Genomic DNA, 26,993 nt, shown 5'->3' with positions numbered 1-26,993 from the left:
TGCCCTCAGCGGGCTTTCTTGGTCGATGTCTTGCCGGGCGAACGGGCGCCGCAGCTGTCACGCACCACGACGTGACAACCGAGCGTGTCGGCTTCCGGCGGGGTGGCCTGGTCGGGTGCATCCAGCAGCGCGGCCAGTCGCTCGAGGGCACTCCGTCCCAGGTCCACGATGCGTACCTGCACCGTGGTCAATGCAGGCGTGATGTAGCGGGCGATGGGGATGTCGTCGAAGCCGGTCACCGCGACGCTGCCTGGCACCTCGACGCCGGCTTCGCGCAGCGCGAGCAGGCAGCCGATCGCCATCATGTCGTTGGCGGCGAACACCGCCCGCGGGAGCTTTCCCGAGGCCATCATTTCGCAGCCCGCGCGGTACCCCGACTCCTCCGTGAACTCGCCACGGAGGATGCGCAATGCGGCACCGGGTACGAATTCCGCCATCGCCGCGCGATAGCCCTCTTCGCGCTGCTGCGCGTCGTAGTTGTCGTGCGGGCCGGCGACGAGGGCGATGTCGCGATAGCCGCACTCGACCGCCAGGTGCCGCACCATGGCGTGCGCACCGCCGTGATTGTCGATATTCAGCACCGGGTAGCGCGGACCCCGCAGCGGGCTGTTGAGCAGCACCGTGGGCAGCGATTCGGGCAGATTGGTGTGCAGGAACGAAGCATCGGCGCGCGGCGACAGGATGATCATGCCGTCGACCCGTCCGCGCATCGTGCGCAAGGCGGCGGCGGCATCTTCAACGCCATCGTGAGCGCTGGACACCAGCAGGTGCAGGCCGCGGGCGCGCGCAGCCAGGTCGATGCCGCGGATCAGCTCGGAGAAGAACTCGCCGTACATGTCCGGCAACAGCGCCCCGATGGTGTGCGTGCGGCGGGTGATCAGGCTGCGCGCCGCGCCGTGGGGGATGTAGCGCAGTCGCGCAGCGACATCGCGGATCCGCTTCTCGGTCTCGGCCGTGACGCCGCCGGTGCCATTGAGCGCACGCGACACCGAGGCCACGGACACGCCGGCCTCCCGCGCCACGTCTTTGATGGTCACTGTCGTCACGATTCCGCCTTTTTGCCGCGCCGGTCCCCTGCGCCGGGGTGGAACGTAAACGTTTTCATCGAAGCTTGTAAAGCTTTTGCAAAACAAAGATTTGCTGCGCTGCGATAAGGAAAAATTCCCGAAACGGTTGGCGCGTCGCCGGAAATGCCCGCCGGGATTCGTTTTTGAACTGGATCACATGCGCGGAGTGATATCCCGCGGCGCAGCAAGAAGTCTTCCCGACCCACGGACGACGACCGGGCGGGATGCCTCAAGCACCCGCCCGGTCCGCCGATATCCCGGTGAAGGTGCTCCTCTGCCATCCGCGGCGTGCTGCCGGTCACAGTCCGGGCGCTGGACTTGTAGTGCCGTTAAATTTAAATTAATCAAAGCGCATACATACACCTGTATGCTTGTCATGAAAGTTTGAGTAATAAAACTCTGTAACTCACTGACTCTTATGAACTTGACCTTGGCCATCGCCATCATCGCAGTCGCCGCCGGCGTGATCGCCGCAGCGATGCGTCGGGTGCCGATCGGCCAGGTCCACAGCCTCTATCGCCGGGGTCAGCCATTGCGCCTGCTGGAGCCGGGTACGCACTGGGTGGTGCCCGGTCTGGATCGCATCGGCCACCGCATCGATCTGGGCGGCCAGGTGCTGCGCTTCGAGCAACCGCAGGCCGACAGCCACGAGTTGCGCGGCACCGTGTACTGGCAGGTGCTCGAGCCCGAGCGTGCCGAAGCCACCATCGACGAAGCACCCCAGCTGATCCGTTGCGGCGCGCTGGCCGCGCTCGGCGAGTCGCCGCTTGCCGCTGGCGATCGCCGCGATCTCGGCAGCCGCATGAAGCAGGCGCTCAACGGTGCCCTGCGCGAGCGCGGTCTGATGATCACGCGGGTGGAGCTGGAAATCGCCTGAACCCAAAGCGCGCCGAGCCGCCCCAGAGCGGCGGCGCGAAGGGGACTTGCGTGATCGCGAACCCGCTCCGGCGGGTTTTCTTTTGCCCGGAGCGCGCCCGATACTCGTCGGCCAACCCGCCCGCCTGGATCCACCATGACCGATCGCGCCGCCTTGCAACACCGCCTGGAACAGGGCATCGCCACGCTCGGTCTGCAGCTCCCGGCCGGCGCCGTGCCGCGGCTGCTCGATTACCTCGACCTGCTGGTGCGCTGGAACGCGGCCTACAACCTCACCGCGGTGCGCGATCCGGCCGAGATGGTGACCCGTCACCTGCTCGACTCGCTGGCGATCCTGCCCTATGTGACCGGGTCGACGCTGGCTGACCTGGGAACCGGGCCCGGGCTGCCGGGCATCGTGCTGGCGATTGCCGCGCCGGGCCGGGCGATCACCCTGGTCGATTCCAACGGCAAGAAGGTCCGCTTCCTGCGCGAGGCGATCCGCAGCCTGAAGCTGGAAGGCGTGCAGGCCGTGCAGTCGCGGGTGGAGGATGTGCAGGGCCAGTTCGACTGCATCACCGCCCGCGCCTTCGCCACGCTGGCCGACATGCTGGGCTGGGGCGGCCACCTGCTCGCCCCCGGTGGATGCTGGCTGGCGATGAAGGGGCGCCGGCCCGACGACGAGCTCGAGGCGCTGCCGCCGGGTTTCGCGCTGGCCTCGATGCACTCGCTGGCCGTGCCCGGGCTGGAGGGCGAACGCCACCTCGCGGTGATCCGCCATGCCGGAGCCGCTGCGGCCCCGGCAGCCTGTTAATCTACCTGCCCTTTTCGTCCGCGCACGGTAACGACGACCCATGGCACGCATCATCGCTGTCGCCAACCAGAAGGGCGGCGTCGGCAAGACCACCACCGCCGTCAATCTCGCCGCGTCGCTGGCTGCCGCCAAGCGCAAGGTGCTGCTGGTCGACCTCGATCCGCAGGGCAACGCGACGATGGCCTCGGGCGTGGACAAGAACCAGGCCAAGCCGAATGGCTGCGAGGTGCTGCTGGACGAGGCGCCGATCGAGCGCGCCATCGTCACCACCGAGGCGCACTACGACCTGCTGCCGGGCAACGGCGACCTCACCGCCGCCGAGCTGAAGCTGATGGACGCGCTGGCGCGCGAGAGCCGGCTCAAGGAACAGCTGGCCAAGATCGCGTCCAGGTACGACACCATCCTGATCGACTGCCCGCCGTCGCTGCACCTGCTCACGCTCAATGCGCTGACCGCGGCCGACGGGCTGCTGATCCCGGTGCAGTGCGAGTATTTCGCGCTGGAAGGGCTGTCCAGCCTGCTCGACACGGTCAAGGCGGTACGGGCAAGACTCAATCCCGGGCTGGAGATCGAGGGTCTGCTGCGCACCATGTACGACGTGCGCAACAACCTGGGCAACGAGGTCTCCGCACAGCTGACCCAGCACTTCGGCGACAAGGTGCTGCGCTCGATCATCCCGCGCAACGTGCGCCTGGCCGAGGCGCCCAGCCACGGCCAGCCGATCCACCTGTACGACCGCAGCTCGCGGGGCGCGATCGCCTACATCGGCCTCGCCGGCGAGATCATCCGCCGCGAGCGTGGCGCGCAGGCGGCACTGGCCGCGCTGGGCGAAATGCATGACGACCCGGACGCCGCGCACGACGCGACGATCGATCTTCACCAGGAGTAAGCATGGCCGCGAAGAAGCGTGGACTGGGACGCGGGCTCGACGCCCTGCTGGGCGGCGATGGTGCCGGTACCCCGTCGGTGATCGAGCAGGAGGGCGAGCTGCGCACCCTGCCGATCCAGCAGATCCAGCCCGGCAAGTACCAGCCGCGGCGCCACTGGAACGACGAGGCGCTGGACGAGCTGGCCGCCTCGATCAAGGCGCAGGGCCTGATCCAGCCGGTGGTGGTGCGTGCGTTGGGCAAGGGCAGCTACGAGCTGATCGCCGGCGAGCGCCGCTGGCGCGCCGCACAGCGCGCGCAGATGAGCGAGATCCCGGCGCTGGTGAAGGATGTGCCCGAGGTCGCCGTGCCGGCGATGGCGCTGATCGAGAACATCCAGCGCCAGGATCTCACTCCGCTGGAGGAGGCCGACGCGCTCAAGCGCCTGATCGAGGATTTCGAGCTCACCCACCAGCAGGCGGCCGACGCGGTCGGCCGCTCGCGCGCCGCGGTGTCCAACCTGTTGCGCCTGACCGACCTGCCGGCAGCCATCAAGAAGCTGCTCGACGAGGGCAAGCTGGAGATGGGGCACGCCCGTTGCCTGCTGACCCTCGACGAGGCGGTGGCGCTGCCGCTGGCTCGCCAGGCCTCGACCCTGGGCTGGAGCGTGCGCGAGCTGGAAGACGCCGCGCGCAAGGCGCAGAGTGCGCCGAAGGGCAAGGCCAAGACCGGTGGTGCACGCGACCCGAACATCGACGCGCTGGAGCGCGAGCTGGGCGAGCGCTTCGCCACCCGCGTGGAGCTGGCGCAGAGCCGCGGCGGCCGCGGCAAACTGGTGATCCACTACCACAGCAACGACGAGCTCGAGGGCATCCTCGGCAAGATCCGCTGAGGCTTCCTGCAGGAGCGCACCCTGTGCGCGAATGCTTTTGGCTTTGATGTCGATCGGGAGCGAAAGCACTCGCGCACAGGGTGCGCTCCTACCAGGTGGCGGCATCGGCGATAATCACGAACTTACGCATTTCCGGACTGGCCCTCATGCCCCAGCTTTCCGTCGTCGTCCCCGTTTTCAACGAGCGCGACAACATCCCGCCCCTGCTCGCCGAGATCGCTGCCGCCCTGCGTGGCCAGGTCGACTACGAAGTGATCTACGTCGACGACGATTCCACCGACGACAGCCGCCAGGTGCTCGCCGCGCAGAAGGCGCAGCACCCGGAGTTGCGTGTGCTGCACCACGTCACCCGCTCCGGCCAGAGCACGGCGGTGTGGAACGGCGTGCGCGCGGCGCAGTCGCCGTGGATCGCCACGCTGGACGGCGACGGCCAGAACGACCCGGCCGACATTCCCAAGCTGCTCGCCGCGCGCGCCAGCGCCGAGCCGGCGGTCCGCCTGTTCGCTGGCTGGCGCACCACCCGCCGCGACAGCTTCAACAAGCGGATCTCCTCGAAGATCGCCAACGCGGTGCGCTCGCGCATGCTCAAGGACGCCACGCCGGACACCGGCTGCGGCCTGAAGCTGTTCGAGCGGGAGGTGTTCCTGCGGCTGCCCTATTTCGACCACATGCACCGCTACCTGCCGGCGCTGGTCAAGCGCGCCGGTTTCCAGAGCACCAGCGTGCCGGTCGGCCACCGACCGCGCACCGCGGGCACGTCGAAGTACGGCATGCTCGATCGCCTGTGGGTGGGCCTGGCCGACCTGCGCGGCGTGGCCTGGCTGATGCGCCGGGGCAAGGTCACCGCGGTCGAGGAGCTGTAACCGGCTTCACGCCGGCTTAGCCCGCCATCGTCCGCTTCAGGCGTAAGCTCGGGCTTTCCCTGGGACGCGGGGCGGCGCATGCGCATCCGGGTCAAACGCATCTATCTTCCGCCCGACCCGGCTGACGGTCGGCGGGTGCTGGTCGACCGGCTGTGGCCCCGTGGCGTGCGCAAGGATGCCGTCGGGCTCGATGGCTGGATCCGCGAGGTGGCGCCGTCGGCGGCGTTGCGACGCTGGTTCGGTCATGAGCCCTCGCGCTGGGAGGCCTTCCGCCATCGCTATGCCGCGGAGCTGGATGATCTGGCCGAGTACTGGCGACCGCTGGCCGACCAGGCCGCGCACCGGCCCCTGACCCTGCTCTACGCCGCGCGTGACGAGGAGCACAACCATGCGCTGGTGCTCAAGGACTACCTGGAATGCTGGCTGCACGGCCATGGGCCGCGCTGAGATGACCTAGCGCGGCATACCCGCGGGGACCGCTCCCTCGCGCTCGTGCCAACCGTTCAGCGCCTCCCGCGCTCGGTCGCGTCCGAGCTCGATCAGCTCCTTCGCGCGGTAGAACTCGAAGGCGGTGGATACGTCGCGCGGCATCTGGATCAGCAGGTCCGGCGCATAGGCCGCCAGCCGCAGCCGCGACAGATTGGCCTGCATCAGGTCCATCGACTGGTTGAGCAGCTCCAGTGCCCCGGGCATCGCCTCGCGGGGCGTGCCGTTGCCGGCCGGCAGCAGCTTGCCGAGCCACTCACCGAGCCGGCCGCGGTGGTTCTCGTCGTCGACGGCCACCGCGGGGTCCGGCCGGGCGCCTTCGGCCGGACCGTCCACGCTGACCGCGAACAGATAGTCCGCGCGCTCGCGGATCAGCGGGGTCACCGGCACCGGGTTCAGCAGCGCGCCGTCGAGCAGCAGCCGGCCGGCCACGCGATGCGGCCGGAAGATGGTGGGAATGGCGATCGACGCCCGGATCGCCTCGAACAGCGAGCCGCGGGTAAGCCACACTTCGCGCTCGCGCTCCAGGTCGGTAGCTACCGCCGTGTAGGCCAGCGGCAGGTCCTCGATGTGCACGTCACCGATCAGCTCACGCAGTGTGCCTATGATCTTCTCGCCCTTGATCAGGCCGCCGCCGGTGAAGGTCCAGTCCAGCAGGCGCAGCACGTCGAGCTTGGCCAGGGTGGACACCCAGTCGCGGTAGACGTCCAGCTTGCCCATCGCGTAGATGCCCCCGATCAGCGCGCCCATCGAGCTGCCGGCGATCGCCGAGATCTCGTAGCCGGCCGCCTCGATCTCCTCGATCACGCCGATGTGCGCGAGTCCCTTGGCCCCGCCGGCGCCGAGCGCGAGCGCCACCGTGGGCCGGCTCGACGCGCCGCCGGCGCGCGCGGTGGTCTGGATGTCGTGCCCGGGAGGATCGTTGTCGGCCATGGCGTCGCAGCGGGAGGGCGTTCCATAACGTTGTGCAAACGCCCGGTTTCCGTACGATGCCAGAAAGACGCCGCAGCGGCGACCGCGCGGAAGGCCGATAGAGGGCCCGCCGCGGTCGGTTCGCACCAGGCGCCGGCCTGTCTCCCTGGGAAGTTCTGTCTTGATGCGATACCTCTTGCGACGACCGCTCCGCGCGGCTGCCCGGCGATCCGCTGTCTCCGGGGGCGACGCATGAGCTGGCAGGCCTGGGCCACGGTGGCGGTGATCGTCGCCGCGATGGGGCTGTTCGCCAGCGAGAAGGTGCGCATCGACCTGGTGGCGCTGATGGCGCTGGCGGCCCTGGTGATCCTGGGCGTGGTCAGCCCGGCGGAGGCGCTGAGCGGTTTCAGCAACGAGGCCACGGTGACCGTGGCGGCGATGTTCGCGCTCAGCATGGGCATCGAGCGCTCCGGTGCGCTGGAGCCGCTGAGCCGGCTGCTGATGAAGATCCGCCGGCCCTGGCTGCTCACCCTGGCGCTGATGCTGGCGATCGCTCCGCTGGGCGCCTTCATCAAGAACATCGCCCTGGTCGCCACCTTCCTGCCGCTGGCGCTGAAAGTGTGTCAGCGCACCGGTACCTCGCCCGGCCGGGTGCTGATGCCGATGGCGTTCGCGGCGCAGATGGGCGGGGTATGCACGCTGATCGGCACCTCGTCCAACCTGCTGGCCGACACGCTGGCGCAGAAGCACGGCATGCCGCCGTTCGGGGTGTTCGAGTTCACCGAGCTCGGCGCCATCCTGGCGGTGGTCGGCATCGTCTACCTGATGCTGGTCGGCCGCTGGCTGCTGCCTCGCCACATCCATACCGACATGCCGGTGCAGGCGGAGATCGGCAAGTACGTCACCGAGCTGGAGGTCACCGAGAACTCCTCCCTGCTCGGCAAGAGCATTGCCGATGCCGGGCTGGGCGAGCGCTACGGCGTCTATCCGCTGGAACTGCTGCGCGGCGACCGCCGCACCTGGTCGCCGCGTTCGCAGAAGATCACCCGCGGCGACGTGCTGCTGGTCCGCGGCGATTGGGAAAAGATCGAGGATTTCCGGCGCCAGGCCGGCCTGCGCAACGCGCCGGAAGGCCATTACGCGCACACCGACGATCGCCAGCGCGTGCTCGCCGAGATCATGGTCGCGCCGGCCAGTCCGCTGGAAGGTCGCAGGTTCGGCGAGACCGGCATCGGCTGGCGCTACGACGCGGTGGCGCTGGCGATCCACCGCCGCGGCCAGGTGCTGCGCGAGAAGCTCAGCGACGTGGCGCTGGCGGTCGGCGACGTGCTGCTGGTGCTGGTGCCGGAAGAGGCGATGACCAACCTGCGCAACGACGAGTCGCTGATCGTGCTGAGCGAGCGCGAGAATGCGCACAGGACGCCACGCAAGGCGCTCTACGCCGTGGCGATCATGGCCGGGGTGATCGTCGCCTCGGGGCTGCGCTGGCTGCCGATACCGATCGCCGCGATCTGCGGCGCCACCGCGATGGCGCTGGCCGGCTGCTTCGGCCGCAAGGACGTCTACGAGGGCATGGACTGGAAGATCGTGATCCTGCTCGGCGCGATCCTGCCGCTGGGCGTGGCGATCGAGAAGAGCGGCCTGTCCACCGCGGTGGTGCACGCCGGGATGGCCGTGGTCGGCAGCCACGGACCGCTGGCGGCGCTGTTCATGGTCTACCTGCTCACCGCCCTGCTCACCGAGTTGATGGGGCACAACCCGTCGGTGGTGCTGATGGTCGGCATCGCCGCCTCGGTGGCGCACGCGATGCACGTGGATCCGCGACCGTTCGTGGTGGCGGTGGCGTTCGCTGCGGCGACCTCGTTCGCCACGCCGGTCGGCTATCCGACCAACACCATGGTGTATTACGCCGGCGGCTACCGCTTCACCGACTTCATGCGGGTGGGCATTCCGCTGATCCTGCTGTTCTGCGCGCTGTCGATGTGGCTGATCCCGCACTTCTGGCCGTTCCAGCCGCTCACCCGTTGAGCGGCACGGCCGGCACCGGCCGGGGTCAACGCGTATAGCCGGTCAGCGCCAGCTGCAGCATGATCTTCATCTCCTCGCGCAGCGGCAGCGGCGCCACGATCTCCGCATCCGGCCCGTACTTGAGTACGTCCATCAGCAGCTCGCGCGAGTTCGAGTAGGGCACCTGCAGCTCGTAGCGGCCGTCGGGCAACCATTCGCCCTTCTGCTGCGAGTGCCAGTGCTCGTCCGCGACCCAGCGCGCCGCGTGGGCGGAAAAGCGGATCGTCGCCCAGGCCTTGGGTTTGCCGGCAAAGATGCCGTAGCTGGAAGAGAGCATCTCGTTGAGGTCGCTGTCGGCAACGTCGATCGCCGTCTCGTCGAGCGCATGCGGCTCCAGGATGCGGTCGACCGCGAAGCTGCGCAGCGCCTCGCGGTCGTGGTCCCAGGCGTCGAGATACCAGTTGTCGCGATAGTGCGTGAGCCGCTGCGGCGAGACCGTGCGGCGGCTGTCCGAGTTGGTGGTGCGCGCGCGATAGCGGAAGCGCAGCTGGCGGCGTTCGAGTACGGCACCGGCGGTGATGCGGAACGCCTGCTGGTCGAGCCTGCGCTCGCCCCAGGCGATCACCCGGATGCGCTCGATCGGCAGCGCCTTGCCGCTGCCCTGGTCGGACAGCAGGCCCTCGATGCGCGCCTTGAACGGTGCCAGCGCGCCGGCCAGCACCCCCGGTCCGCTGCGCCCGATCAGCTCGTTGAGCGCCAGCAGCGCGGCCAGCTCGTCGGAGGTCAGCCACAGGCCCGGCAATTCGAACCGCTCGCCCTCGCCCGCCTCGTAACGGAAAGCCGCCTGCTCGCCGCCACCGCTCTCGATCGGCGCGCCCAGTGCGTCGCGCAGGAAGGCGATGTCCCGGTAAAGCGTGGCGCGCGAGCACTCCAGCTCGTCCATCAGGCGCGGCAGCGGCACCGGGTAATGTGCGGATTTGAGCAGTCGATGCAGGGTGAGAATGCGCTCGTAGCGGTCCATGGCATATCGTCGAGAGGAGGCGTTGTGTAGCATGGGCACGCCCCGTGACGGCCGCAAGCCCGAGTTCCCCGGTGTGCCTTCGGCGCTCCCACTCCGCTTCCCCGCCCGAGAAACCCACGATGCCCGTACCTCCCGACGTTCCCGAAACCGGGTCGCCCGCCCGCCCGTCTCCCGCCCCGGGGGCGCTCGCCGTCGCATTGCAGGTGGCCGCGGACACGGGCTACGGCATCTGGGCCCTGCAGGGCATCGGGCTCGCCCTCGGCATCTACCGCAGCGGGCGTGGCGAGTCGCTGGTGCCGTTGCTGATCGGCCTGGTGCTGGTCAGCGCGGGGCTGGTGGTGGCCAGCCTGCGCCGGGCGGGACCACCGGACTGGTACGGCTGGCGGCCGGGCCGGAACGCCCGTCCCACGCGTGAAGCACTGACGGCATTGGCAACCTACCTGCCGATGCTGGCCGTGGCGGGGCTGACCCGCGGCGACAACGATTTCTGGGCCACCCGGCTGGCGGGCGCCTTGCTGATGATGGCCTGCCTGGGGCACCTACTGTACAGCACCCATCGACTGCCCGGCCGCGTACCGGGTCCGGCGCCGGTCGCTGCCCTGCCGGTGGGCCGGGTGATGGCTGCCCTGTTCGGTGGCGGCTTGTGGCTGTGGTTGTGCGTGGCCGCCGACAGCAACGTGCCGGTCGGTCCGGCGCTGCCCGAGCATCAGTCATGGCTGCTGGTACTGATGATCATGGCCTTGCTGCTTGGGCTGATCGAGGGCATGCGCTGGCATACGCTGCGTCCGGGGGGCGCTGACGATGCGCGGGCACCGGCGCGCCTGCCGAAGGGGCGGTTCATCGCGGCCGTGCTCAGCCACGCCTTGCCGTGCGTGGCCCTGCTGCTTGCCGATCGCTGGCAGGCCAGCGGCCTGCTGGCGGCCATCGCGGCGGTCAGCAATCTCGTCGGGCGCGGCTGGGAACAGTGGCTCTACCGGCGCGAGTGCGCACGCAGCGCCGAACCCTGCCCGGGATGATGGGTCCGCCGTTGGTTCACAACGGATTCAACGCGATCCGTTAAGGTAATCGATTACGTTTGTTTAACAATCGGATAGTCCCCTCGATGAACAAGACCCCGCTTGCCCTCCTGCTGGCCGCCACGCTGATGGCCGGCCATGTGCACGCCCAAACCACTGCCGGCGGCGTTGCCGCCGGGTCCGATGCCACTGCCACCGACAACGGTGGCTGGAGCGGCTCGGGCGAATTCGGCTTCGCCTCTGCCCGCGGCAACTCGCGCTCGGAGAACCTCAACGCTAAGCTCGGCCTCAGCCAGGAAAACGAGTTGTGGCGCAACAATTTCTTCCTCAACGGCCTGCGCTCGAAGGGTGAGGTGAGTGTCAAGGATGCCGCCGGCAACACCGTGAACCGCTTCAGCACCACGGCCAACCGCTACGACAGCGGTGCTTCGGTCGGCTACAAGCTGGACCCGCGCAGCTACATCGTTGGCGCCCTGCGCTACGAGCACGACGATTTCGGCGCCAACCTGTGGCAGGGCACGGTGTCGCTCGGCTACGGATATATCGCCCTGAAGAGCCAGCGCACCGAGCTGTCGTTCGAAATCGGTCCCGGCTACAAGCGCTACCGGCCGGCCGACGAGCAGCAGGACGTCAACGGCACGACTCTCAAGGTGCGCCAGCCCAGCCAGGGAGAGGCGGTGGCGCGTGGCCTGGCGAACTTCAAGTACCGCCTGACCGACAACACCGCGTTCGAGGACACCCTGCTGACCGAAGCGGGTTCGAAGAACAAGTACTACCAGAACGATGCCGGCCTCTCGGTCAGCATGACCAAGAAGATGGCGCTCAAGCTCGGTTTCCAGGTGCGCTACAACAGCGACACCCAGCCGGGCACCAAGAGCACCGACACGCTGACCACCACCAACCTCGTCTACAACTTCTGACGCAGGCGGTCCCGGTGGCGCGAAAAAGCCGGCGGCTCAGGCCGCCGGTTTTTTTTGGGCGAATCTTGCGCTCAGTGTCGGTCGAGGAAGGCCGCCGCACCCTGTGCCAGCAGCGATTCGGCGACGGCGCGGCCCAGCGCCTCCGGTGCCTGTTCCGATCCGTCGGCATGGGCGTGCAGCAGGCTGCCGCCGTGCGGATCGCCAACCAGACCGCGCAGGTGCAAGCCCTTTTCGCTGCGCATGCACCACGCGCCGACCGGGACCGAGCAGCTGCCTCCCAGCGCATGGTTCATCGCGCGCTCGGCGGTCACCGTCAGCCGGGTATCGGCGTCGTCCAGCGCGCGCAGCAACTCGAGTACGTCGGGCCGGTCGTCGCGCGCCTCGATCGCGATGGCGGCCTGGCCGGGTGCGGGCAGCCAGTCCGGGGCGACCAGCAGGCTGCGGATGCGGCTGGACAGGCCGAGCCGGTCCAGGCCGGCACAGGCCAGCAGGATCGCGTCGTAATCGCCGGCATCGAGCTTGGCCAGGCGCGTGCCGACGTTGCCGCGCAGATCGAGCAGTTCGAGGTCCGGTCGTGCCGCGCGCAGCTGCGCCTGCCGGCGCAATGAGGAGGTGCCGACCCGCGCGCCTTGCGGCAGCGCCGCCAGATCCTGGTAGTGGTTGCTGACGAAGGCATCGGCGCAATCCGCGCGTGCCAGGATCGCAGGCAGCGCAAAGCCGGGCTCCAGTTCGGCCGGGACGTCCTTGAGCGAATGCACGGCGAGGTCGGCGCGATCCTCGAGCATCGCCACCTCCAGCTCCTTGAGGAACAATCCCTTGCCACCGATCGTCGCCAGCGGCCGGTCGAGGATCTCGTCGCCGCGCGTGCTCATCGGCACCAGCTCCACCTCCAGCCCGGGGTGTGCTGCGCGCAGCTGCGCGGCGACGTGCTCGGCCTGCCACAGGGCGAGTGCGCTCTTGCGGGTGGCGATACGCAGCGTGGTCGGGGTCATTCGGGCCTCGGCGGATGATGGGAACGGCGCGGTGCAAGCGTGCATTGTCCCGCATTCGCGCCGGCGGGGCAGTGCGGCGCAAGGTCTCTCCGGGCGGCAGCGGCTCAGCCCATGCGCAACAGTCGGCGAACGGCGGGCAGGTTGCGCCGGCTGACCTCCGGCTGCAGCTCGCTGCCCGCCAGCCGGGCCAGCGTGCGTCCGTCGCCCAGCGTCTTCAGCCCGACCAGTCGCGCCTGCGGCACCAGGCAGCTGCGGTGCAGGCGGATCAGCTGGTCCGGGTAGGCCTCCTCGAGCTGCCGCAGCGATTCCTCGATCAGCAGTTCGCCACCGCGGTGCAGGACCGCGACGTACTTGTCCTCGGCCTGCAGCGCGATCACCTCGTCCAGCGCGATGCGTACTTCCTCGCCGCGCTGGCGGGCATGCAGGTAACCCGGAGCCCGCTTCGGCGCCGCCTCTCTCCGCTGCGCAGCGCGCGCCAGCGCCTCGCGCAGCCGATCCAGCCGCACCGGCTTGAGCAGGTAGTCGACCGCGCCCAGCTCGAAGGCGGTCACCGCGTGATTCTCGTAAGCGGTGCAGAACACCACCTGGGGCCCCGCCCGGTGGCCCAGCCGGCGCGCCAGCGCGGTGCCGTCGAGCCCGGGCATATTGATGTCCAGCAGCAGCACGTCCGGCGAAAGCTCGCCGATCGCCGCCAGCGCCGCCTCGCCGTCGCCGGCCTGGCCCACCACCTCGGCCCCCTCGCACTGGCCGACCAGCGCCGCCAGGCGCATCCGCGCCAGCGGCTCGTCGTCGACGATCAGCACGCGCATCGGGTCGTGCTCAGCCATCGCGTCCACCGGACGTCGGCAGGCGCAGTCGCACCAGGAAGCGGTCGTCGACCGGTCCGGCCTCCACCCGCGCGCGCGCGCCGTAGCGATAGGCAACCCGCTGGCGCACGTTGTCGAGGCCCTGTCCGTTGCCCCGTGGCGTGGGGGCGGGAGGCAGCGGGTTACTGATCTCGATCACCAGCATGCCCTGGTCGACGTGCCCTTCCAGCCGGATCTCGCCCCCCTCGCGCAGCGGCTGGATGCCGTGCCGCACGGCGTTCTCCACCAGGGGCTGCAGCAGCAGGCGTGGCAGCGGGAAGTCCGCCGGGAGCGTGTCCAGTTCGCGATGCACGTGCAGGCGCTCGCCGAGCCGCAGCTGCTCGATCGCCAGGTAGCGATCCACCAGCGCCCATTCCTCGGCCAGCGTGTCGTCGCCGCCCCCCTGCTCTCCCAACGCCGCGCGGAACAGTTCGGACAGGTCCTCAATGGTGCGCTCGGCCGCGTCCGGATCCACCCGCACCAGGGCGGCCACGGTGTTCATGCTGTTGAACAGGAAGTGCGGGCGGATGCGCGCCTGCAACGCGGCGACCTGTGCCTGGGCGGCCGCAGCCAGTCGCAGCTGCCACTGCCCCAGCACGTAGAAATAGCGGAGCATCGCTGCGGCGAGCAGGGCGGCTACCAGCACGTTGGCGCGGGCGAAGCGCAGATAGCCACCGTCGACCAGAGCCAGACCCAGCACCCGGTCCAGCCAGCGGCCCGCCAGGCTGGCGGCGATTACCACCAGTACGATCACCAGCCAGACGCCGGCATACGGCATCCAGCCCGAAAGGCGTTCCAGCCGGGGTCTGGCCTTGCACAGCGCCAGCGTCTCGAGCATCGCCAGCCAGGCGACGAACGCCATGGCGACGCTGTAGCCCCGCCAGCTGAAGCGCGTATCCGGTGCCAGCCACATCACGGTAACCGCCAGCGCGCCGACCAGCAGGATCGCGAACAGCGCCGGCAGGCCGCAGAAATCCGGCAGCGGGCTGGCGGGGCGGGGTGCGGTCGCGGGCGGCATCGGTCGCAGTATGCCGTACGGCCGGGGTGGCGATCAGCCGGCCAGTCGCGCGTCGAACCAGCGGCGCAGGTCGGCGATTTCCTCGGCGCAGACCGAGTGCGGCATCGGATAGGTGTGCCAGTCGACCGCGTAGCCCAGCGCCTCCAGCGCGGCGCGCGAATCGAGGCCACGCTGCAGGGCGACGACCGGATCCATCGTGCCGTGGCCCCAGAAGATCGGCACCTGCGCGTTCGCCGGACTACGCTCGGCGGCCAGCGTGTCGGCCAGCGGCAGATAGGTGGAAAGCGCGACGATGCCGGCCAGTCGCTGCGCATGGCGCAGACCCGCCGCCAGCGCGATCGCGCCGCCCTGCGAGAAGCCGGCCAGCACGATGCGCTCGCTGGGCACGCCGCGCTCGTGCTCGCGGGCGACCAGCGCTTCCACCGCGTCGATCGAAGCACGCATGCCGGTCGCATCCTGCCGGCTCATCAGGTCGAAGCCGAGGATGTCGTACCAGGCGCGCATCGGCATGCCGCCGTTGATCGTCACCGGCCGCACCGGCGCGTGCGGGAACACGAAGCGCAGCGCCGGCCACCGCGGCGACACCAGCTCCGGCACGATCGGCGCGAAGTCGTTGCCGTCCGCGCCCAGGCCATGCAGCCAGATCACGCTGTGGGTCGGGTCGACCCCGGTTTCGCGTTCGACGGTGGGCAGCAGGTTCATGCGTGGTTCTCGGGGAGACGGGGCAGGCTGCCCAGTCTCTCCGATGCCGCCGTGGCGTGCCAGCCGACGTCGTGCCGGCGCTTGCCTCAAGCGGCCTGGCGGGCGGCCAGCGCTCGCTGGTGCGAGTCGTGGATGGTGTCGCGCTCGGGCAGGCGCCCGTCACGCAGGCAGGCGATCCATTCGGCGGTGGTGAGTACCGCTGCGTAGCGCGACTGTTCCACCACCGCGAACACCCGATGGATCTCCTCCGCGCTGGCTGCGCCGGCACGATTGGCGTAAGGCACGCTGCCGGAGGCATCCATCAGGAATTCCACCTGCAGTCCTGTATCGAACGCGTGCTTGATGGTCGTGTCGTTGCAGTTGTGGGTCATGTAGCCGGCCACCACCAGCGTGTCGATGCGCCGTTGGCGCAGCCATTCGCCGAGGTCGGTGCCGGCGAAGGCGCTGGGCAGTTGCTTGCGGACGAGGTGGTCATGCGGCCGACCGGCCACGGCCGGGTGCAACTGCCAGCCGTGCGAGCCTTCGGCAAACAGCGGGGCATCGGCGGGCGCCATCTGCTGCACCACCACGACCGGGATGCCGGCGGCCGCCGCGGCATCCATGGCCTCGCCGATCCGGGCCAGCGAAGTCTCCACTGGCGGGTACTCGATGCGCAGGTGGCCGGTGACGTATTCGTTCTGCACGTCGACGACGACGAGGGCCCGGTGCGGCGTGGTCGGTCCAGTGTTCATGGCGTCTCTCCAAAGTTTGAGGGTGGCCCATGTTCGGTCCGGGTGCCGGCACCGGAGAGTGGCCCGAATGCCATATTTAGTTAAAATCGGGCCAAGCCGGGGAGGGCAGCCATGGCCGATAGGAAGAGGCGCGTCGCCGTCGTGGCGTTCGATGGCATCGGCGCGTTCCATCTCGCGGTGCCGTGCGCGGTGTTCGGTACGCCGGCCGGCGGCGGGCCGCTGTTCGAGGTGCAGGTCTGCGCGATCGAACCCGGCGAGCTGCGCAGCGAGGCCGGCTTCGGCATCGCGGTGCGCCACGGGCTGGGTGCGCTGGCGCGGGCCGACATCGTGGTGGTGCCGTCCTGGCGAGATCCGGCGCAGGCAGCGCCGCTGCTGCTGCTGCGCGCGTTGCGTTCCGCGCACCGGCGCGGGGCGCTGGTGGTCGGCCTGTGTCTGGGCGCGTTCGTGCTCGCCGACGCCGGATTGCTGGACGGGCGCCGTGCCGCCACGCACTGGGTCGGTGCCGGGCTGTTCGCGCAGCGCTTTCCGCAGGTCACGCTGGAACCGGATGTGCTTTACGTGGACGCGGGCCCGGTGGTGACCTCGGCCGGTACCGCTGCCGGCATCGACTGCTGCCTGCATGTGGTGCGGCGCCTGTACGGCGTCGAGGTCGCGGCCCGCATTGCGCGCCGGATGGTGGTGCCGCCGCACCGCCAGGGAGGCCAGGCGCAGTACATCGAACAGCCCGTGCCCGCGCGCGTGGAGCCCGGACCGTTGCAGCGCGCACTGGACTGGGCAACCGGCCACCTGGACCAGCCACACAGCCTGGATACGCTTGCCGCCCGCGCGGCGATGAGCCGGCGCAGCTTTACCCGTCATTTCCGTCGCCACACCGGTACCACCGTGAGCCAGTGGTTGCTGGGTCAGCGACTGGCGCTGGCCCAGCGCCTGCTGGAGACCTCCGACCAGCCGGTGGAGCGCATCGCCGAGCGCGCGGGCTTCGGCACGCCGCTGTCGATGCGACAGCACTTCGCCACGGCATTCGACACCACGCCCTCGGCCTACCGACGCGAATTCCGCGGCCGCTGACGGGCCGCATACGAAATTCCTTGCGTGTGCCGACCATGACCTTGGGCGGTAGGCACGGCGTGTCGCGGCTGGGTACGCTCAGAGAATTGCCACCGTGGAGCCACCCATGCACCGAACCGTGCTCGCGGGCCTCGTCGCCCTGCTCGTGCTGCCCGCCCATGCCGCCACCCCTGCTGCCCCGCCTGCGCGGCTGGACATGGAAACCATCATGGCCAACCCGGACTGGATCGGTCATCCGGTCGAGTCGCCGTACTGGAGCGTCGACGGCCGCTCGCTGTACTACCAGGTGCAGCGCGACGGCAGCCCGGTGCGCGACCTGTACCGCGTCGATCCGGCCACCGGTCGCAGCGAGAAGCTGGATCCGGCCGCCGTCGCGCAGGCCGATGGCCCGGCGGTGTACGACCGCAGCCATACGCACGCGGCGTTCATCCGCCACGGCGACGTGTTCGTGGTCGACCTGGCCAGCGGCCGCCGCACCCAGGTCACCCGCACGCCGGAAGACGAGTCCGCGCCGCAGTTCTCCGCCGATGGTCGCGCGCTGCAGTACCGCCAGGGCAACGACTGGTACAGCTACGACCTGGCCAGCGGCGTCAGCGGCCCGGCCGCGGTGCTGAAGTTCGCCGACGACCCCCACGCGGAGAAGCCCAATACGCTGCGTGAGCACCAGCTCGACTTGTTCAGCACGCTGCGCCAGATCAAGGCCGACAAGGACGCCGTGCGCGCGCGCCAGAAGACGCTGGAGGCGGTTGATCCCGGCCGCGCGCCGGAACCGTTCTGGCTGGGCGACAAGATCACCGCGGTGGACACCGAATTGTCGCCGGATGGCCGCTGGATGCTGGTGGTGACCGAGCCGAAGGACGCGCCCAAGGGCGAGGCGCCGAAGGTGATCCACTACGTCACCGACTCCGGCTACACCGAGACCCAGGATGCGCGCACCTACGTCGGCCGCAACGATCCGATCGCGCAGTCGCTGCTTCTGCTCGACCTGTCGAAGCACGCCACCTACAACCTCGATACCGCGGTCCTGCCCGGCATCAAGGACGATCCGCTCAAGGCGCTGCGCGCCAAGGCGATCGCCGCCCGCGAAAAGGCCGGCGACACGGCCGGCGCAGAAGCGCTGAAGGCGCCGAAGGTGCGCCCGGTGCACATCATCTCCGGCGATGACGACGGTTCCGGCGGCGGCATCGTATGGAGCGACGACGGTTCGCAGCTCGCGATCCAGCTGCGCGCGATCGACAACAAGGACCGCTGGATCGCCAGCGTCGATTTCACCAGACACGCCCTGGTGAACCAGCAGCGCCTGCACGACGACGCCTGGATTAACTGGAACTTCAACGATTTCGGCTGGCTGAAGGACAACCGCACGCTGTGGTACCTGAGCGAGCAGACCGGCTGGTCGCAGCTCTACGTCAAGCTGCTGGACGGCAAGGCGAAGCAGCTCACCGCGGGCAGGTTCGAGATCAGCCATCCGCAGCTGAGCGAGGACGGCCGCTGGTTCTACGTGCGCTCCAACCGCGTGGCGCCCTACAGCTACGACGTCTATCGCGTGCCCGCGAAGGGCGGTGAACTCACCCGTATCACGCAGTACCAGGGTATGGATGGATTCGCGCTGTCGCCGGACGACAAGCAGCTCGCCGTGCTGCATTCCGCGCCCTACGTGTTCGACCAGCTGGCGGTGCTGCCGGCCGCCGGCGGCACGCCGCGCGAGCTGACCGACACCATGAAGCCGGCCTACACGGCGCACGACTGGATCGCGCCAAAGATCGTCCAGGTGCCCTCCTCGCACGGTGCCGGGGTGATCTACGCCAAGTACTACGGTCCGGCCCACGAGACCGACGCGCCGGCCTCGCGCCCGGCGGTGATCTTCGTGCACGGCGCCGGCTACACCCAGGACGTGACGCTGGGCTCGACCTACTACTTCCGCGAGCAGATGTTCCACAACCTGCTGGTGCAGCAGGGCTACGTGGTGCTGGACATGGACTACCGCGCCTCGGAGGGCTACGGCCGCGCCTGGCGTACCGCGATCTACCAGCACATGGGCCATCCGGAGCTGGAGGACCTGCTCGACGGCAAGGCCTGGCTGGTGAAGCAGCACGGCGTCGATCCGAAGCGCGTGGGCATCTATGGCGGCAGCTACGGCGGCTTCATGACCGAGATGGCGCTGCTGCGCGCGCCGGGCGAGTTCGCCGCGGGCGCGGCGCTGCGTCCGCCGTCGGACTGGGTCACCTACAACGCCGAGTACACCTCGAACATCCTCAACGATCCGCAGATCGACCCCGAGGCGTACAAGGTCAGCTCGCCGATCGAGTACGCGGCGGACCTGAAGGACCCGCTGCTGATCGAGCACGGCCTGATCGACGACAACGTGATGACCGCCGACTCGATCCGCCTGTACCAGCGCCTGATCGAGCTGCACAAGAAGAACTTCTGGATCTCGCTCTATCCGCTGGAACGGCACGGCTTCGTGCATCCGGACTCTTGGTACGACGAGTACCGCCGCATCGACGAGCTGTTCACCACCTGGGTGAAGCACCGCCCGGCGACGCCGTGACGGCCCGGCGCGGCTGGGCCAGGGAGGGCCTAGCCGCGCAGCGAGCGCACCAGCATGTAGATGGCGACGGCGATGATCACCCCGGCGAACACGATGTTGAGCGCGCCGCGGGTCTTGGCCAGGCGCTTCGCACCCAGCGCGCCGAGCCAGCCGCCGACCACGCCGCCGCCGATGAAGGCGCCGGCGACCGGCCAGTCGATCAGGCCGGAGCGGGCGTAGTTCACCGCCGCGGTGAGACCGAACGAACCGACCGCGAACAGCGAGGTGCCGATGGCGTGGATGATCTCCATGCCGCTGGCCAGCATCAGCCCCGGCACGATCAGGAAGCCGCCGCCGATGCCGAAGAAGCCCGACAGCGCGCCCGCGCCCAGGCCGACCCCGGCCAGACGCGGGTTGGCGTGCGACAGCGGGTAGCGGTCCGGGCCGCCGCTGCGCCGGCCGCGCAGCATCAGCACGGCGACCACGATCATCAGCAGCGCGAACAGCACCAGCAGGCGCTGGCCGTTCACCGCCTTGCCGATGGTCGAGCCGATGAAGGCGCCGACCACGCCGGTGGCGGCGAAGATGAAGGCGGCCTTCCAGCGCACGTGGCCGGCGCGTGCGTGCGGGATCAGGTTGGCGAACGCGTTCACCGCCACCGCCAGCGCACTGGTGCCGATCGCCAGATGCGGATCGTGTACGCCGACCACGTAGAGCAGCAGCGGCACGGCGAGGATTGAGCCGCCGCCGCCGATCAGCGCCAGCGAAAAGCCCACGGCCGAACCGCAGGCGATCGCCACCAGGGTCTGGATCAGATCAGGCTGGAGCATCGGTACGGCCTCGCTGTCGGTTCCCGTGCTTGCCTGTCGATCCAAGCCTGCTCATGCGCCACGCATGACGGCCAGCCGCGGCGCCAGCGCCGACAGGTCGTAGCCGGCGCCGCGCGCGCGCGCCAGCACGGCGTCGGCCGGCTGCTGGCGTGCGGCCTGCAGCGCCCACAGGGTGGTCGAGCGGGTGCCGGTGCGGCAGTACGCCAGGGTCGGGCCGGGCAGGCCGGCCAGTGCGTCGGCGAAGCCATCGACCAGCGCGTCGGGCAGTTGGCCCGGCACCACCGGGATGTAGCGGTACTCCAGGCCGGCGGCCGCGGCGGCCTGGGCCATCGCAGCCGACGCGGGTTGGCCGGGTTCCTCGCCGTCGGGGCGGTTGTTGATCACCGTGCGGAAACCCTGGGCGGCCAGTTTGGCCAGGTCGGACGGGGTGATCTGCGGGGACACGCTGAGCGTGTCGGTCAGCGGGCGGATATCCATGGTGCGTCTACTCCGGCGCGTCAGAGCGCATCGAGGGGAATCTTCAGGTAGCTGACGCCGTTGGCTTCCGGCGGCGGCTTGTGCCCGGCGCGCATGTTGATCTGCACCGCGGGCAGGATCAGCTTCGGCATCGCCAGCGTGGCGTCGCGCGCGGTGCGCATGGCGACGAACTCGGCTTCGCCGATGCCTTCGTGCACGTGCAGGTTGTGTCGCTTTTCCGCGCCCACGGTGGTCTCACAGGCGTAGGTGTCGCGGCCCGGCGCCTTGTAGTCGTGGCAGAGGAAGATGCGCGTGGCATCCGGCAGCGCGAAGATCCTGCGGATCGAGCGGTACAGCGTCGCGGCATCGCCGCCCGGGAAGTCACAGCGCGCCGTGCCGTAGTCGGGCATGAACAGGGTATCGCCGACGAAGGCCGCGTCGCCGATCACGTGGGTCATGCAGGCGGGTGTATGCCCCGGGGTGTGGATCGCCAGCGCCTCGATCCCGCCGACCTTGTAGGCCTCGCCGTCGACGAACAGGTGGTCGAACTGGCTGCCGTCGCGGGCGAACCCGGTGCCTGCGTTGAACAGCTTGCCGAAAGTCTCCTGCACCGTGCGGATGTGCGCGCCAATGCCGAGCTTGCCGCCCAGCTGCTGCTGGATGTACGGCGCGGCAGAGAGGTGGTCGGCATGCACGTGGGTATCGATCACCCAGTCCACGGTCAGGTCGTGCTCGCGGACCCAGGCGACGATGGCGTCGGCCGAATCGTGCCGGGTGCGCCCCGACGCGGCGTCGTAGTCGAGCACGCTGTCGATCACCGCGGCACGCCGCGTGGCCGGATCGGACACCACGTAACTGAAGGTGTTGGACGGTTCGTCGAAGAACGCTTTCACATCGGGTCGCTGCGAGGCCATTTCCTGCTCCTGGACCGGCATCGGGTCAAGCGGGGTGGGCAATCCGTCCGAAGCGGCCGGCGCCTCCGCTGAAACCTTATATTAGCAGATTCGAATATTCAAGGATGGCGGCGATGGCCCGCCGGTCGCCACACCCGGCAGCGCGACAGAAGCGTCGGGAAAGCCGCTGGCGATGGCGGTCCGGTAACGCAGGCTGCGCCGGGGCCGCACCGGGGCGTCACCACTCTGGTGAAACTGGATCCTCGAAATTTTGCCTTCTCAAAGACTGCGATATAGATATTTGCCTTGACAAATAAACTCGAGGCAATAGAATGCGCGGCTATGAATACCGCCGCGCACTCCTGTTCGATCGCCAAGGGCCCCGCTGAGAGCCTGGGCGTGTTGCTGGGCCTGGTCCGCACCGAGATCGTCCGTGCGATGGAATCGGAGCTGGCTGCGCAGCAGATCGGCCTGCGCTTCACCCAGTTCCTGATTCTCAAGAAGTTGGCCAGGCTCGGTCCGATGAGCGCCAGTGAGCTGGCCCGTGCGGTCGAGCTGGACGGTGGTGCGATGACCCGCCAGCTCGACCAGCTCGAGGCCAAGGGCCTGCTGCGCCGTACACCGCACGAGCAGGACCGCCGCGCGCTGCGCATCGAGCTCACGGCGGCCGGCGATGCGCTGTGGCAACAGATGACTCCGTGCAACGACCGCGTGCTGGAGGCGGCGCAACGTTCGCTGAGCGCCATCGAGCGCGAACAGCTCCACGACTACCTGGAGCGCGTGCTGCACGCGCTCCGCGACAAATCCTGACCCCCCACACCCTCTCCCCAGAGATCACGATCATGCGCCTGCACCACCTCGCGGCCGGTATCGGGTTTTCGCTGTTGCTGGCCGCCTGTGCCACCAGCGGCGGCCTGCATCCGAACGGCACGCTGACCGACCCGTCCTCGCTGGCCACCGGCCAGAGCCTGGCGCGCACGCACGCCGCCGAGGCCACCTGGCCGAGCCAGGACTGGTGGACCTCGCTGGGCGATCCGCAGCTCGACGCGCTGATCGCCGAGGCGCTGCGCGACAACCCTGGCCTGGCCGTCGCCGATGCCCGTGCCCGTGAGGCGCAGACGGCGGTGGTGGATGCCAACGCCGCGCGCGGTCCGAGCGTGAATGCGGGCGCGGCGATATCCGGCGCGCGCCTGCCGGCGTCGGTCCCCATCGGCGGCCATTTCCTCAAGGCCGAGTATGGCTACGCCAGTTTCAACTGGGGGCTGGACCTGTGGGGCGGCAAGAAAGCCGCCTGGGAGGCGGCCGTCGGCGCAGCCAGGGCCGCCGACGTCGAGTCGCGCGCCGCGCGCATCGAATTGTCCGCTAACGTCGCCCGCGCCTACGCGCGGCTCGGCTACGCCTTCGCCCAGAAGGACGTCGCCGACGCCGAGTACCAGCGCGCCAGCGAAGCCCGCAAGCTGACCGCGCAGCGGGTCGCCGCCGGCATCGACAGCCAGCTCCAGCTCAAGCAGGGTGATGCCGAGGTGGCCCAGGCCCAGCGCCAGCAGGCGGTGGCCGACCGTGCGGTGGATGCGGCCCGCTCGGCGTTGTCCGTGCTGCTCGGCAAGGGGCCGGACCGCGGCCTGTCGATCGACCGCCCGGCCGTGCTGCAGCCCGCCGCCGTGGCGGTGCCGGCAAACCTGCCGGCCAACCTGATCGGCCACCGCCCCGACCTGGTCGCGGCGCGCTGGCGGGTCGAGGCGGCGCAGAAGCAGATCAAGGCGGCCAAGACCGAGTTCCTGCCGAACGTCAGCATCGGCGCGATGGCCGGCTTGTTGGCCACCGGCGGTCACAACCTGTTCGAGCTGCCGGCGCGGTTTTACCAGTTCGGACCGTCGCTGAGCCTGCCGATCTTCGACGGCGGCCGCCTGCGCGCCAATCTCGATCGCCAGGATGCCGCCTATGACATGGCGGTGGCGCAGTACAACCAGACCCTGGTGGGCGCGGTGAACGAGGTGGCGGACGACCTGTCCGCGCTCGACTCGCTGCGCACCCAGATCGATGCCCAGCAGCGCGCCCTCGATGCCGCCCGCGACGCCTGGCAGCTGGCCGAGCAGCGCTACAAGGCCGGTGTCGGCAGCTATCTGGAGGCGCTGTCGGTACGCCAGCAGCTGCTCCAGGCCGAGCAGGGCATGGCCGCGCTGAAGGCGCAGCAGGTCGATACCTCGGTGCAGCTGCTCGCCGCGCTCGGCGGTGGCTATCAGCCCCGCGACGCGAGTGCCGTGCCGCCCACCGCTTCTCCCTCCCCCGTTTCCCCCTCCGATCATTCCTGAGGCCGACCATGTCCAGCCCCAACACTCCGACGGCCGACACCCAGGCCGCCACGCCGGCCAAGCCGGCCAACAACCGCCGCGGCCTGTTCCTGCGCCTGCTGCTCGTCGTCATCGTCCTGGCCGGCATCGGCTGGACCGTGTGGTACTTCGTCGATGGCCGCTGGTACGAAGCGACCGATGACGCCTACGTCAACGGCAACATCGTGCAGATCACGCCGCAGATTCCCGGCACGGTGGTCACCATCGGCGCCGACGACGGCGACCTGGTGCACGCCGGCGACGTACTGGTGAAGCTCGACAAGAGCAACGCCGAGGTCGCACTGGCCGAAGCGAAGGCCAATCTCGCCAACACCGTGCGCAAGGTGCGCGGCCTGTACAACAACGTGGCCGGTGCCCAGGCCGACGTCGCCGCGCGCAAGGTGGCGGTCGACAAGGCCCGTGCCGACTTCGCGCGCCGCAAGGACCTCGTCAAGTCCGGCGCGATCTCGGCCGAGGAACTGGCCCACGCCCGCGATGCGCTGGCCGCCGCCGAGAGCGCGCTGACCAACGCCGAGCAGCTGTACCAGACCAACAAGGTGCTGGTCGACGACACGGTGGTTGCCTCGCATCCCGACGTGCAGGCCGCTGCCGCCAAGCTGCGTGCCGCCTATCTCGATGACCTGCGCACCACCATCGTGGCGCCGGTCGACGGCTACGTCGCCAAGCGCTCGGTGCAGCTCGGCCAGCGCGTCGCCCCGGGTGCGCCGATGATGGCGGTGGTGCCGCTGCACCAGGTGTGGATCGACGCCAACTTCAAGGAAACCCAGCTCACCCACATGCGCATCGGCCAGCCGGTGGAGATCACCACCGACCTGTACGGCGACGACGTGGTCTACAAGGGCAAAGTGCAGAGCCTGGGCGTGGGCACCGGCAGCGCGTTCTCCCTGCTGCCGGCGCAGAACGCCACCGGCAACTGGATCAAGATCGTGCAGCGCGTGCCGGTGCGCGTGGTGTTCACCGATCCAAAGCAGCTCGACGCGCATCCGTTGCGCATCGGCCTGTCCAGCGACGTGGAAGTGGGCCTGCACGACCAGAAGGGTCCGATGCTGGCCCAGCAGGCGCCGGCCGCGCCGATCCTCAACACCGACGTGTACGAGAAGCAGCTGGCCCAGGCGGACGACCTGATCGCCCGCATCATCCACGCCAACCTGGCGCGCTCCAAATAATCCGTAGGAGCGCACCCCGTGCGCGATGTTTTCCGTCACGTGACCAAAAGCGTTCGCGCACAGGGTGCGCTCCTACAACATTGACTGATTGAGTCCGATGAGCACTGCCTTCCGTCCACCCAACCTGGCGCTGACCACGATCGGCCTGTCGCTGGCGACCTTCATGCAGGTGCTGGACACGACCATCGCCAACGTGTCGCTGCCGACCATCGCCGGCAACCTCGGCGTGAGTTCGAACCAGAGCACCTGGGTGATCACCTCGTTCGCGGTGAGCATGGCGATCTCGCTGCCGCTCACCGGCTTCCTCACCCGTCGCTTCGGCGAGGTGAAGCTGTTCGTCTGGTCGACCCTGCTGTTCGCGCTCACCTCGTTCCTGTGCGGCGTGTCGCAGAGCATGGGCATGCTGATCCTGTTCCGCGCGATCCAGGGTGCCGTGGCCGGTCCGATGTACCCGATCACGCAGAGCCTGCTGATCTCGATCTACCCGCCGGCCAAGCGCGGCATGGCGCTGGCGCTGCTGGCGATGGTCACGGTGGTGGCGCCGATCGCCGGCCCGATCCTGGGCGGCGTGATCACCGACAATTACTCCTGGCCGTGGATCTTCTTCATCAACGTGCCGATCGGCATCTTCGCCAGTACGGTGGTCGCCGCGCAGATGCGCGAGCGGGTGGAGAAGACCGAGCGGCCGAAGATCGACTACGTCGGCCTGATCACTCTGATCATCGGCGTCGGCGCGCTGCAGGTGGTGCTGGACAAGGGCAATGACGAGGACTGGTTCAACTCCACCTTCATCGTCGTCACCAGCATCATCTCGGCCATTTCCCTGGCGGTGTTCCTGATCTGGGAGCTGACCGACAAGGACCCGATCGTCGACCTCAAGCTGTTCCGCCACCGCAACTTCAGCGCCGGCACGCTGGCGCTGGTGCTGGCCTACGCCGCGTTCTTCTCGATCGGCCTGCTGGTGCCGCTGTGGCTGCAGCGCAACCTCGGCTACACCTCCACCTGGGCAGGCTTCGCCACCGCGCCGCTGGGCGTGATCCCGGTGCTGCTGACCTTCATCGTCGGCAAGTACGCGCATCGCATGGACCTGCGCCTGCTGGCCTCGGCCGCGTTCGTGGTGATGGGCGTGACCTGCTTCATGCGTTCGGATTTCTACCTCGGCATCGACTTCACCCACGTGGCGCTGGTGCAGCTGATCCAGGGCCTGGGCGTGGCGCTGTTCTTCATGCCGGTGCTGTCGATCCTGCTGTCGGACCTGCAGCAGAACGAGATCGCGGCCGGCTCCGGCCTGGCGACCTTCCTGCGCACGCTGGGCGGCAGCTTCGCCGCCTCGATCACCACCTTCATGTGGGAGCACCGTGCCGTGGTGCACCACGCGCAGCTGGCCGAGCGGATCAACCCGTACAACCCGGTGGCCACCGGGGCGATCGAGCAGCTCGGCGGCGGCAACGACCAGCTGGCCGCCGGCATGATCAACGGCATGATCACCCAGCAGGGCTACCAGATCGCCTTCAACGAGGTATTCCACATGCTGGGGTGGATCTTCCTCGCGCTGGTGGCGGTGATCTGGCTGGCCAAGCCGCCGTTCGCGGCCAAGGCCGGTCCCTCCTCGGGCGGACACTGAACGTGGGCGCGCGCCGTCTTCAGGCGAACTGAACACGGCGCGCGCTATCGTGGCGCGGTTTCGTCCCG

Annotated in this window: 26 protein-coding genes; 15 read left to right on the top strand and 11 right to left on the bottom strand. The window is 69.2% G+C overall.

The window, feature by feature from the left end; all coding sequences use genetic code 11:
• Positions 1-5 precede the first annotated feature (5 nt).
• Entirely contained in the window at positions 6-1,046 is a 1,041-nt protein-coding gene (locus tag ATSB10_RS14025) for a LacI family DNA-binding transcriptional regulator (RefSeq protein WP_063673382.1), read from the bottom strand.
• 439 nt (positions 1,047-1,485) lie between these two features.
• Between ATSB10_RS14025 and ATSB10_RS14020 the strand changes: the two genes are divergently transcribed.
• The 6 genes from ATSB10_RS14020 (at position 1,486) to ATSB10_RS13995 (ending at position 5,804) form a co-directional block, all read left to right on the top strand.
• Complete coding sequence (locus tag ATSB10_RS14020) at positions 1,486-1,944, top strand: SPFH domain-containing protein (protein ID WP_063673381.1); 459 nt, start codon at positions 1,486-1,488, stop codon at positions 1,942-1,944.
• A gap of 135 nt (positions 1,945-2,079) precedes the next feature.
• On the top strand, positions 2,080-2,736 hold the full coding sequence (gene rsmG, locus ATSB10_RS14015) for a 16S rRNA (guanine(527)-N(7))-methyltransferase RsmG (protein WP_063673380.1): 657 nt from the start codon (positions 2,080-2,082) through the stop codon (positions 2,734-2,736).
• Between the two features lie 40 nt (positions 2,737-2,776).
• Positions 2,777-3,625 carry a ParA family protein gene (locus ATSB10_RS14010; protein WP_017461715.1) on the top strand — a complete coding sequence of 283 codons (849 nt, stop codon included), beginning with the start codon at positions 2,777-2,779 and terminating at the stop codon, positions 3,623-3,625.
• Between the two features lie 2 nt (positions 3,626-3,627).
• On the top strand, positions 3,628-4,494 hold the full coding sequence (locus ATSB10_RS14005; protein ID WP_063673379.1) for a ParB/RepB/Spo0J family partition protein: 867 nt from the start codon (positions 3,628-3,630) through the stop codon (positions 4,492-4,494).
• 146 nt (positions 4,495-4,640) lie between these two features.
• Positions 4,641-5,357 (top strand): glycosyltransferase family 2 protein, encoded by a 717-nt coding sequence (locus tag ATSB10_RS14000; protein WP_063673378.1) that lies wholly within the window; start codon positions 4,641-4,643, stop codon positions 5,355-5,357.
• Positions 5,358-5,435: 78 nt separating this feature from the next.
• Complete coding sequence (locus ATSB10_RS13995) at positions 5,436-5,804, top strand: DUF488 domain-containing protein (RefSeq protein ID WP_063673377.1); 369 nt, start codon at positions 5,436-5,438, stop codon at positions 5,802-5,804.
• 6 nt (positions 5,805-5,810) lie between these two features.
• On the opposite strand, the gene ATSB10_RS13990 is transcribed toward ATSB10_RS13995, so the two are convergent.
• The gene (locus ATSB10_RS13990; RefSeq protein ID WP_017461719.1) at positions 5,811-6,776 is read right to left on the bottom strand and encodes a patatin-like phospholipase family protein; all 966 of its coding nucleotides are present in this window, start codon (positions 6,774-6,776) and stop codon (positions 5,811-5,813) included.
• Between the two features lie 231 nt (positions 6,777-7,007).
• Between ATSB10_RS13990 and ATSB10_RS13985 the strand changes: the two genes are divergently transcribed.
• Positions 7,008-8,783: an SLC13 family permease gene (locus tag ATSB10_RS13985; protein ID WP_063673376.1), complete on the top strand. Its 1,776-nt coding sequence runs from the start codon at positions 7,008-7,010 to the stop codon at positions 8,781-8,783.
• 25 nt (positions 8,784-8,808) lie between these two features.
• Here ATSB10_RS13985 and ATSB10_RS13980 read toward each other — a convergent pair whose 3' ends face one another.
• Entirely contained in the window at positions 8,809-9,783 is a 975-nt protein-coding gene (locus ATSB10_RS13980) for a helix-turn-helix transcriptional regulator (RefSeq protein WP_063673375.1), read from the bottom strand.
• A 119-nt stretch (positions 9,784-9,902) separates the two neighbouring features.
• On the opposite strand from ATSB10_RS13980, the gene ATSB10_RS13975 reads away from it, so the two are divergent.
• Together ATSB10_RS13975 and ATSB10_RS13970 are read left to right on the top strand one after the other, a co-directional pair.
• Complete coding sequence (locus ATSB10_RS13975; RefSeq protein WP_063673374.1) at positions 9,903-10,799, top strand: hypothetical protein; 897 nt, start codon at positions 9,903-9,905, stop codon at positions 10,797-10,799.
• 86 nt (positions 10,800-10,885) lie between these two features.
• Positions 10,886-11,719, top strand: coding sequence for a DUF481 domain-containing protein (locus ATSB10_RS13970; RefSeq protein ID WP_083966229.1), 834 nt, complete (start codon positions 10,886-10,888; stop codon positions 11,717-11,719).
• A gap of 71 nt (positions 11,720-11,790) precedes the next feature.
• Here ATSB10_RS13970 and hemC read toward each other — a convergent pair whose 3' ends face one another.
• The 5 genes from hemC to ATSB10_RS13945 all read right to left on the bottom strand — a co-directional run bounded on the left by hemC (position 11,791) and on the right by ATSB10_RS13945 (position 16,007).
• Positions 11,791-12,711, bottom strand: a complete 921-nt coding sequence (hemC, locus tag ATSB10_RS13965) for a hydroxymethylbilane synthase (protein ID WP_063673373.1) — start codon at positions 12,709-12,711, stop codon at positions 11,791-11,793.
• Between the two features lie 104 nt (positions 12,712-12,815).
• Positions 12,816-13,520: a LytR/AlgR family response regulator transcription factor gene (locus ATSB10_RS13960; protein WP_063674505.1), complete on the bottom strand. Its 705-nt coding sequence runs from the start codon at positions 13,518-13,520 to the stop codon at positions 12,816-12,818.
• A gap of 10 nt (positions 13,521-13,530) precedes the next feature.
• Positions 13,531-14,574 carry a sensor histidine kinase gene (locus tag ATSB10_RS13955; RefSeq protein WP_063673372.1) on the bottom strand — a complete coding sequence of 348 codons (1,044 nt, stop codon included), beginning with the start codon at positions 14,572-14,574 and terminating at the stop codon, positions 13,531-13,533.
• 33 nt (positions 14,575-14,607) lie between these two features.
• Complete coding sequence (locus ATSB10_RS13950) at positions 14,608-15,276, bottom strand: alpha/beta hydrolase (RefSeq protein ID WP_063673371.1); 669 nt, start codon at positions 15,274-15,276, stop codon at positions 14,608-14,610.
• 86 nt (positions 15,277-15,362) lie between these two features.
• The gene (locus tag ATSB10_RS13945) at positions 15,363-16,007 is read right to left on the bottom strand and encodes a cysteine hydrolase family protein (protein ID WP_063673370.1); all 645 of its coding nucleotides are present in this window, start codon (positions 16,005-16,007) and stop codon (positions 15,363-15,365) included.
• A gap of 111 nt (positions 16,008-16,118) precedes the next feature.
• Between ATSB10_RS13945 and ATSB10_RS13940 the strand changes: the two genes are divergently transcribed.
• The gene (locus tag ATSB10_RS13940) at positions 16,119-17,075 is read left to right on the top strand and encodes a GlxA family transcriptional regulator (protein WP_063673369.1); all 957 of its coding nucleotides are present in this window, start codon (positions 16,119-16,121) and stop codon (positions 17,073-17,075) included.
• 106 nt (positions 17,076-17,181) lie between these two features.
• The gene (locus tag ATSB10_RS13935) at positions 17,182-19,626 is read left to right on the top strand and encodes a S9 family peptidase (protein WP_063673368.1); all 2,445 of its coding nucleotides are present in this window, start codon (positions 17,182-17,184) and stop codon (positions 19,624-19,626) included.
• 29 nt (positions 19,627-19,655) lie between these two features.
• Here ATSB10_RS13935 and ATSB10_RS13930 read toward each other — a convergent pair whose 3' ends face one another.
• Genes ATSB10_RS13930 through ATSB10_RS13920 form a run of 3 tightly spaced genes read right to left on the bottom strand, consistent with a single transcriptional unit; the run spans position 19,656 to position 21,805 of the window.
• A complete protein-coding gene (locus ATSB10_RS13930) occupies positions 19,656-20,435 on the bottom strand; it encodes a sulfite exporter TauE/SafE family protein (protein ID WP_063673367.1) in 780 nt (259 codons plus the stop codon).
• Positions 20,436-20,486: 51 nt separating this feature from the next.
• Positions 20,487-20,912, bottom strand: a complete 426-nt coding sequence (locus ATSB10_RS13925) for a protein tyrosine phosphatase family protein (protein WP_063673366.1) — start codon at positions 20,910-20,912, stop codon at positions 20,487-20,489.
• A gap of 20 nt (positions 20,913-20,932) precedes the next feature.
• Positions 20,933-21,805 carry an MBL fold metallo-hydrolase gene (locus ATSB10_RS13920; protein ID WP_063674504.1) on the bottom strand — a complete coding sequence of 291 codons (873 nt, stop codon included), beginning with the start codon at positions 21,803-21,805 and terminating at the stop codon, positions 20,933-20,935.
• A 321-nt stretch (positions 21,806-22,126) separates the two neighbouring features.
• Between ATSB10_RS13920 and ATSB10_RS13915 the strand changes: the two genes are divergently transcribed.
• The 4 genes from ATSB10_RS13915 (at position 22,127) to ATSB10_RS13900 (ending at position 26,925) form a co-directional block, all read left to right on the top strand.
• Entirely contained in the window at positions 22,127-22,594 is a 468-nt protein-coding gene (locus tag ATSB10_RS13915; RefSeq protein WP_063673365.1) for a MarR family winged helix-turn-helix transcriptional regulator, read from the top strand.
• Between the two features lie 32 nt (positions 22,595-22,626).
• Positions 22,627-24,096, top strand: coding sequence for an efflux transporter outer membrane subunit (locus ATSB10_RS13910; protein ID WP_063673364.1), 1,470 nt, complete (start codon positions 22,627-22,629; stop codon positions 24,094-24,096).
• Between the two features lie 8 nt (positions 24,097-24,104).
• Positions 24,105-25,301, top strand: a complete 1,197-nt coding sequence (locus ATSB10_RS13905; protein ID WP_063673363.1) for an HlyD/EmrA/EmrK family protein — start codon at positions 24,105-24,107, stop codon at positions 25,299-25,301.
• A gap of 97 nt (positions 25,302-25,398) precedes the next feature.
• On the top strand, positions 25,399-26,925 hold the full coding sequence (locus tag ATSB10_RS13900) for a DHA2 family efflux MFS transporter permease subunit (protein WP_063673362.1): 1,527 nt from the start codon (positions 25,399-25,401) through the stop codon (positions 26,923-26,925).
• Positions 26,926-26,993: the final 68 nt, after the last annotated feature.

The sequence above is a fragment of the Dyella thiooxydans genome (genome assembly GCF_001641285.1).
In the GTDB taxonomy this organism is placed as follows: Bacteria; Pseudomonadota; Gammaproteobacteria; order Xanthomonadales; family Rhodanobacteraceae; genus Dyella_A; species Dyella_A thiooxydans.
Note: the sequence above shows the minus strand (reverse complement) of the source record. Positions and strands in the feature narration are given on the sequence as shown.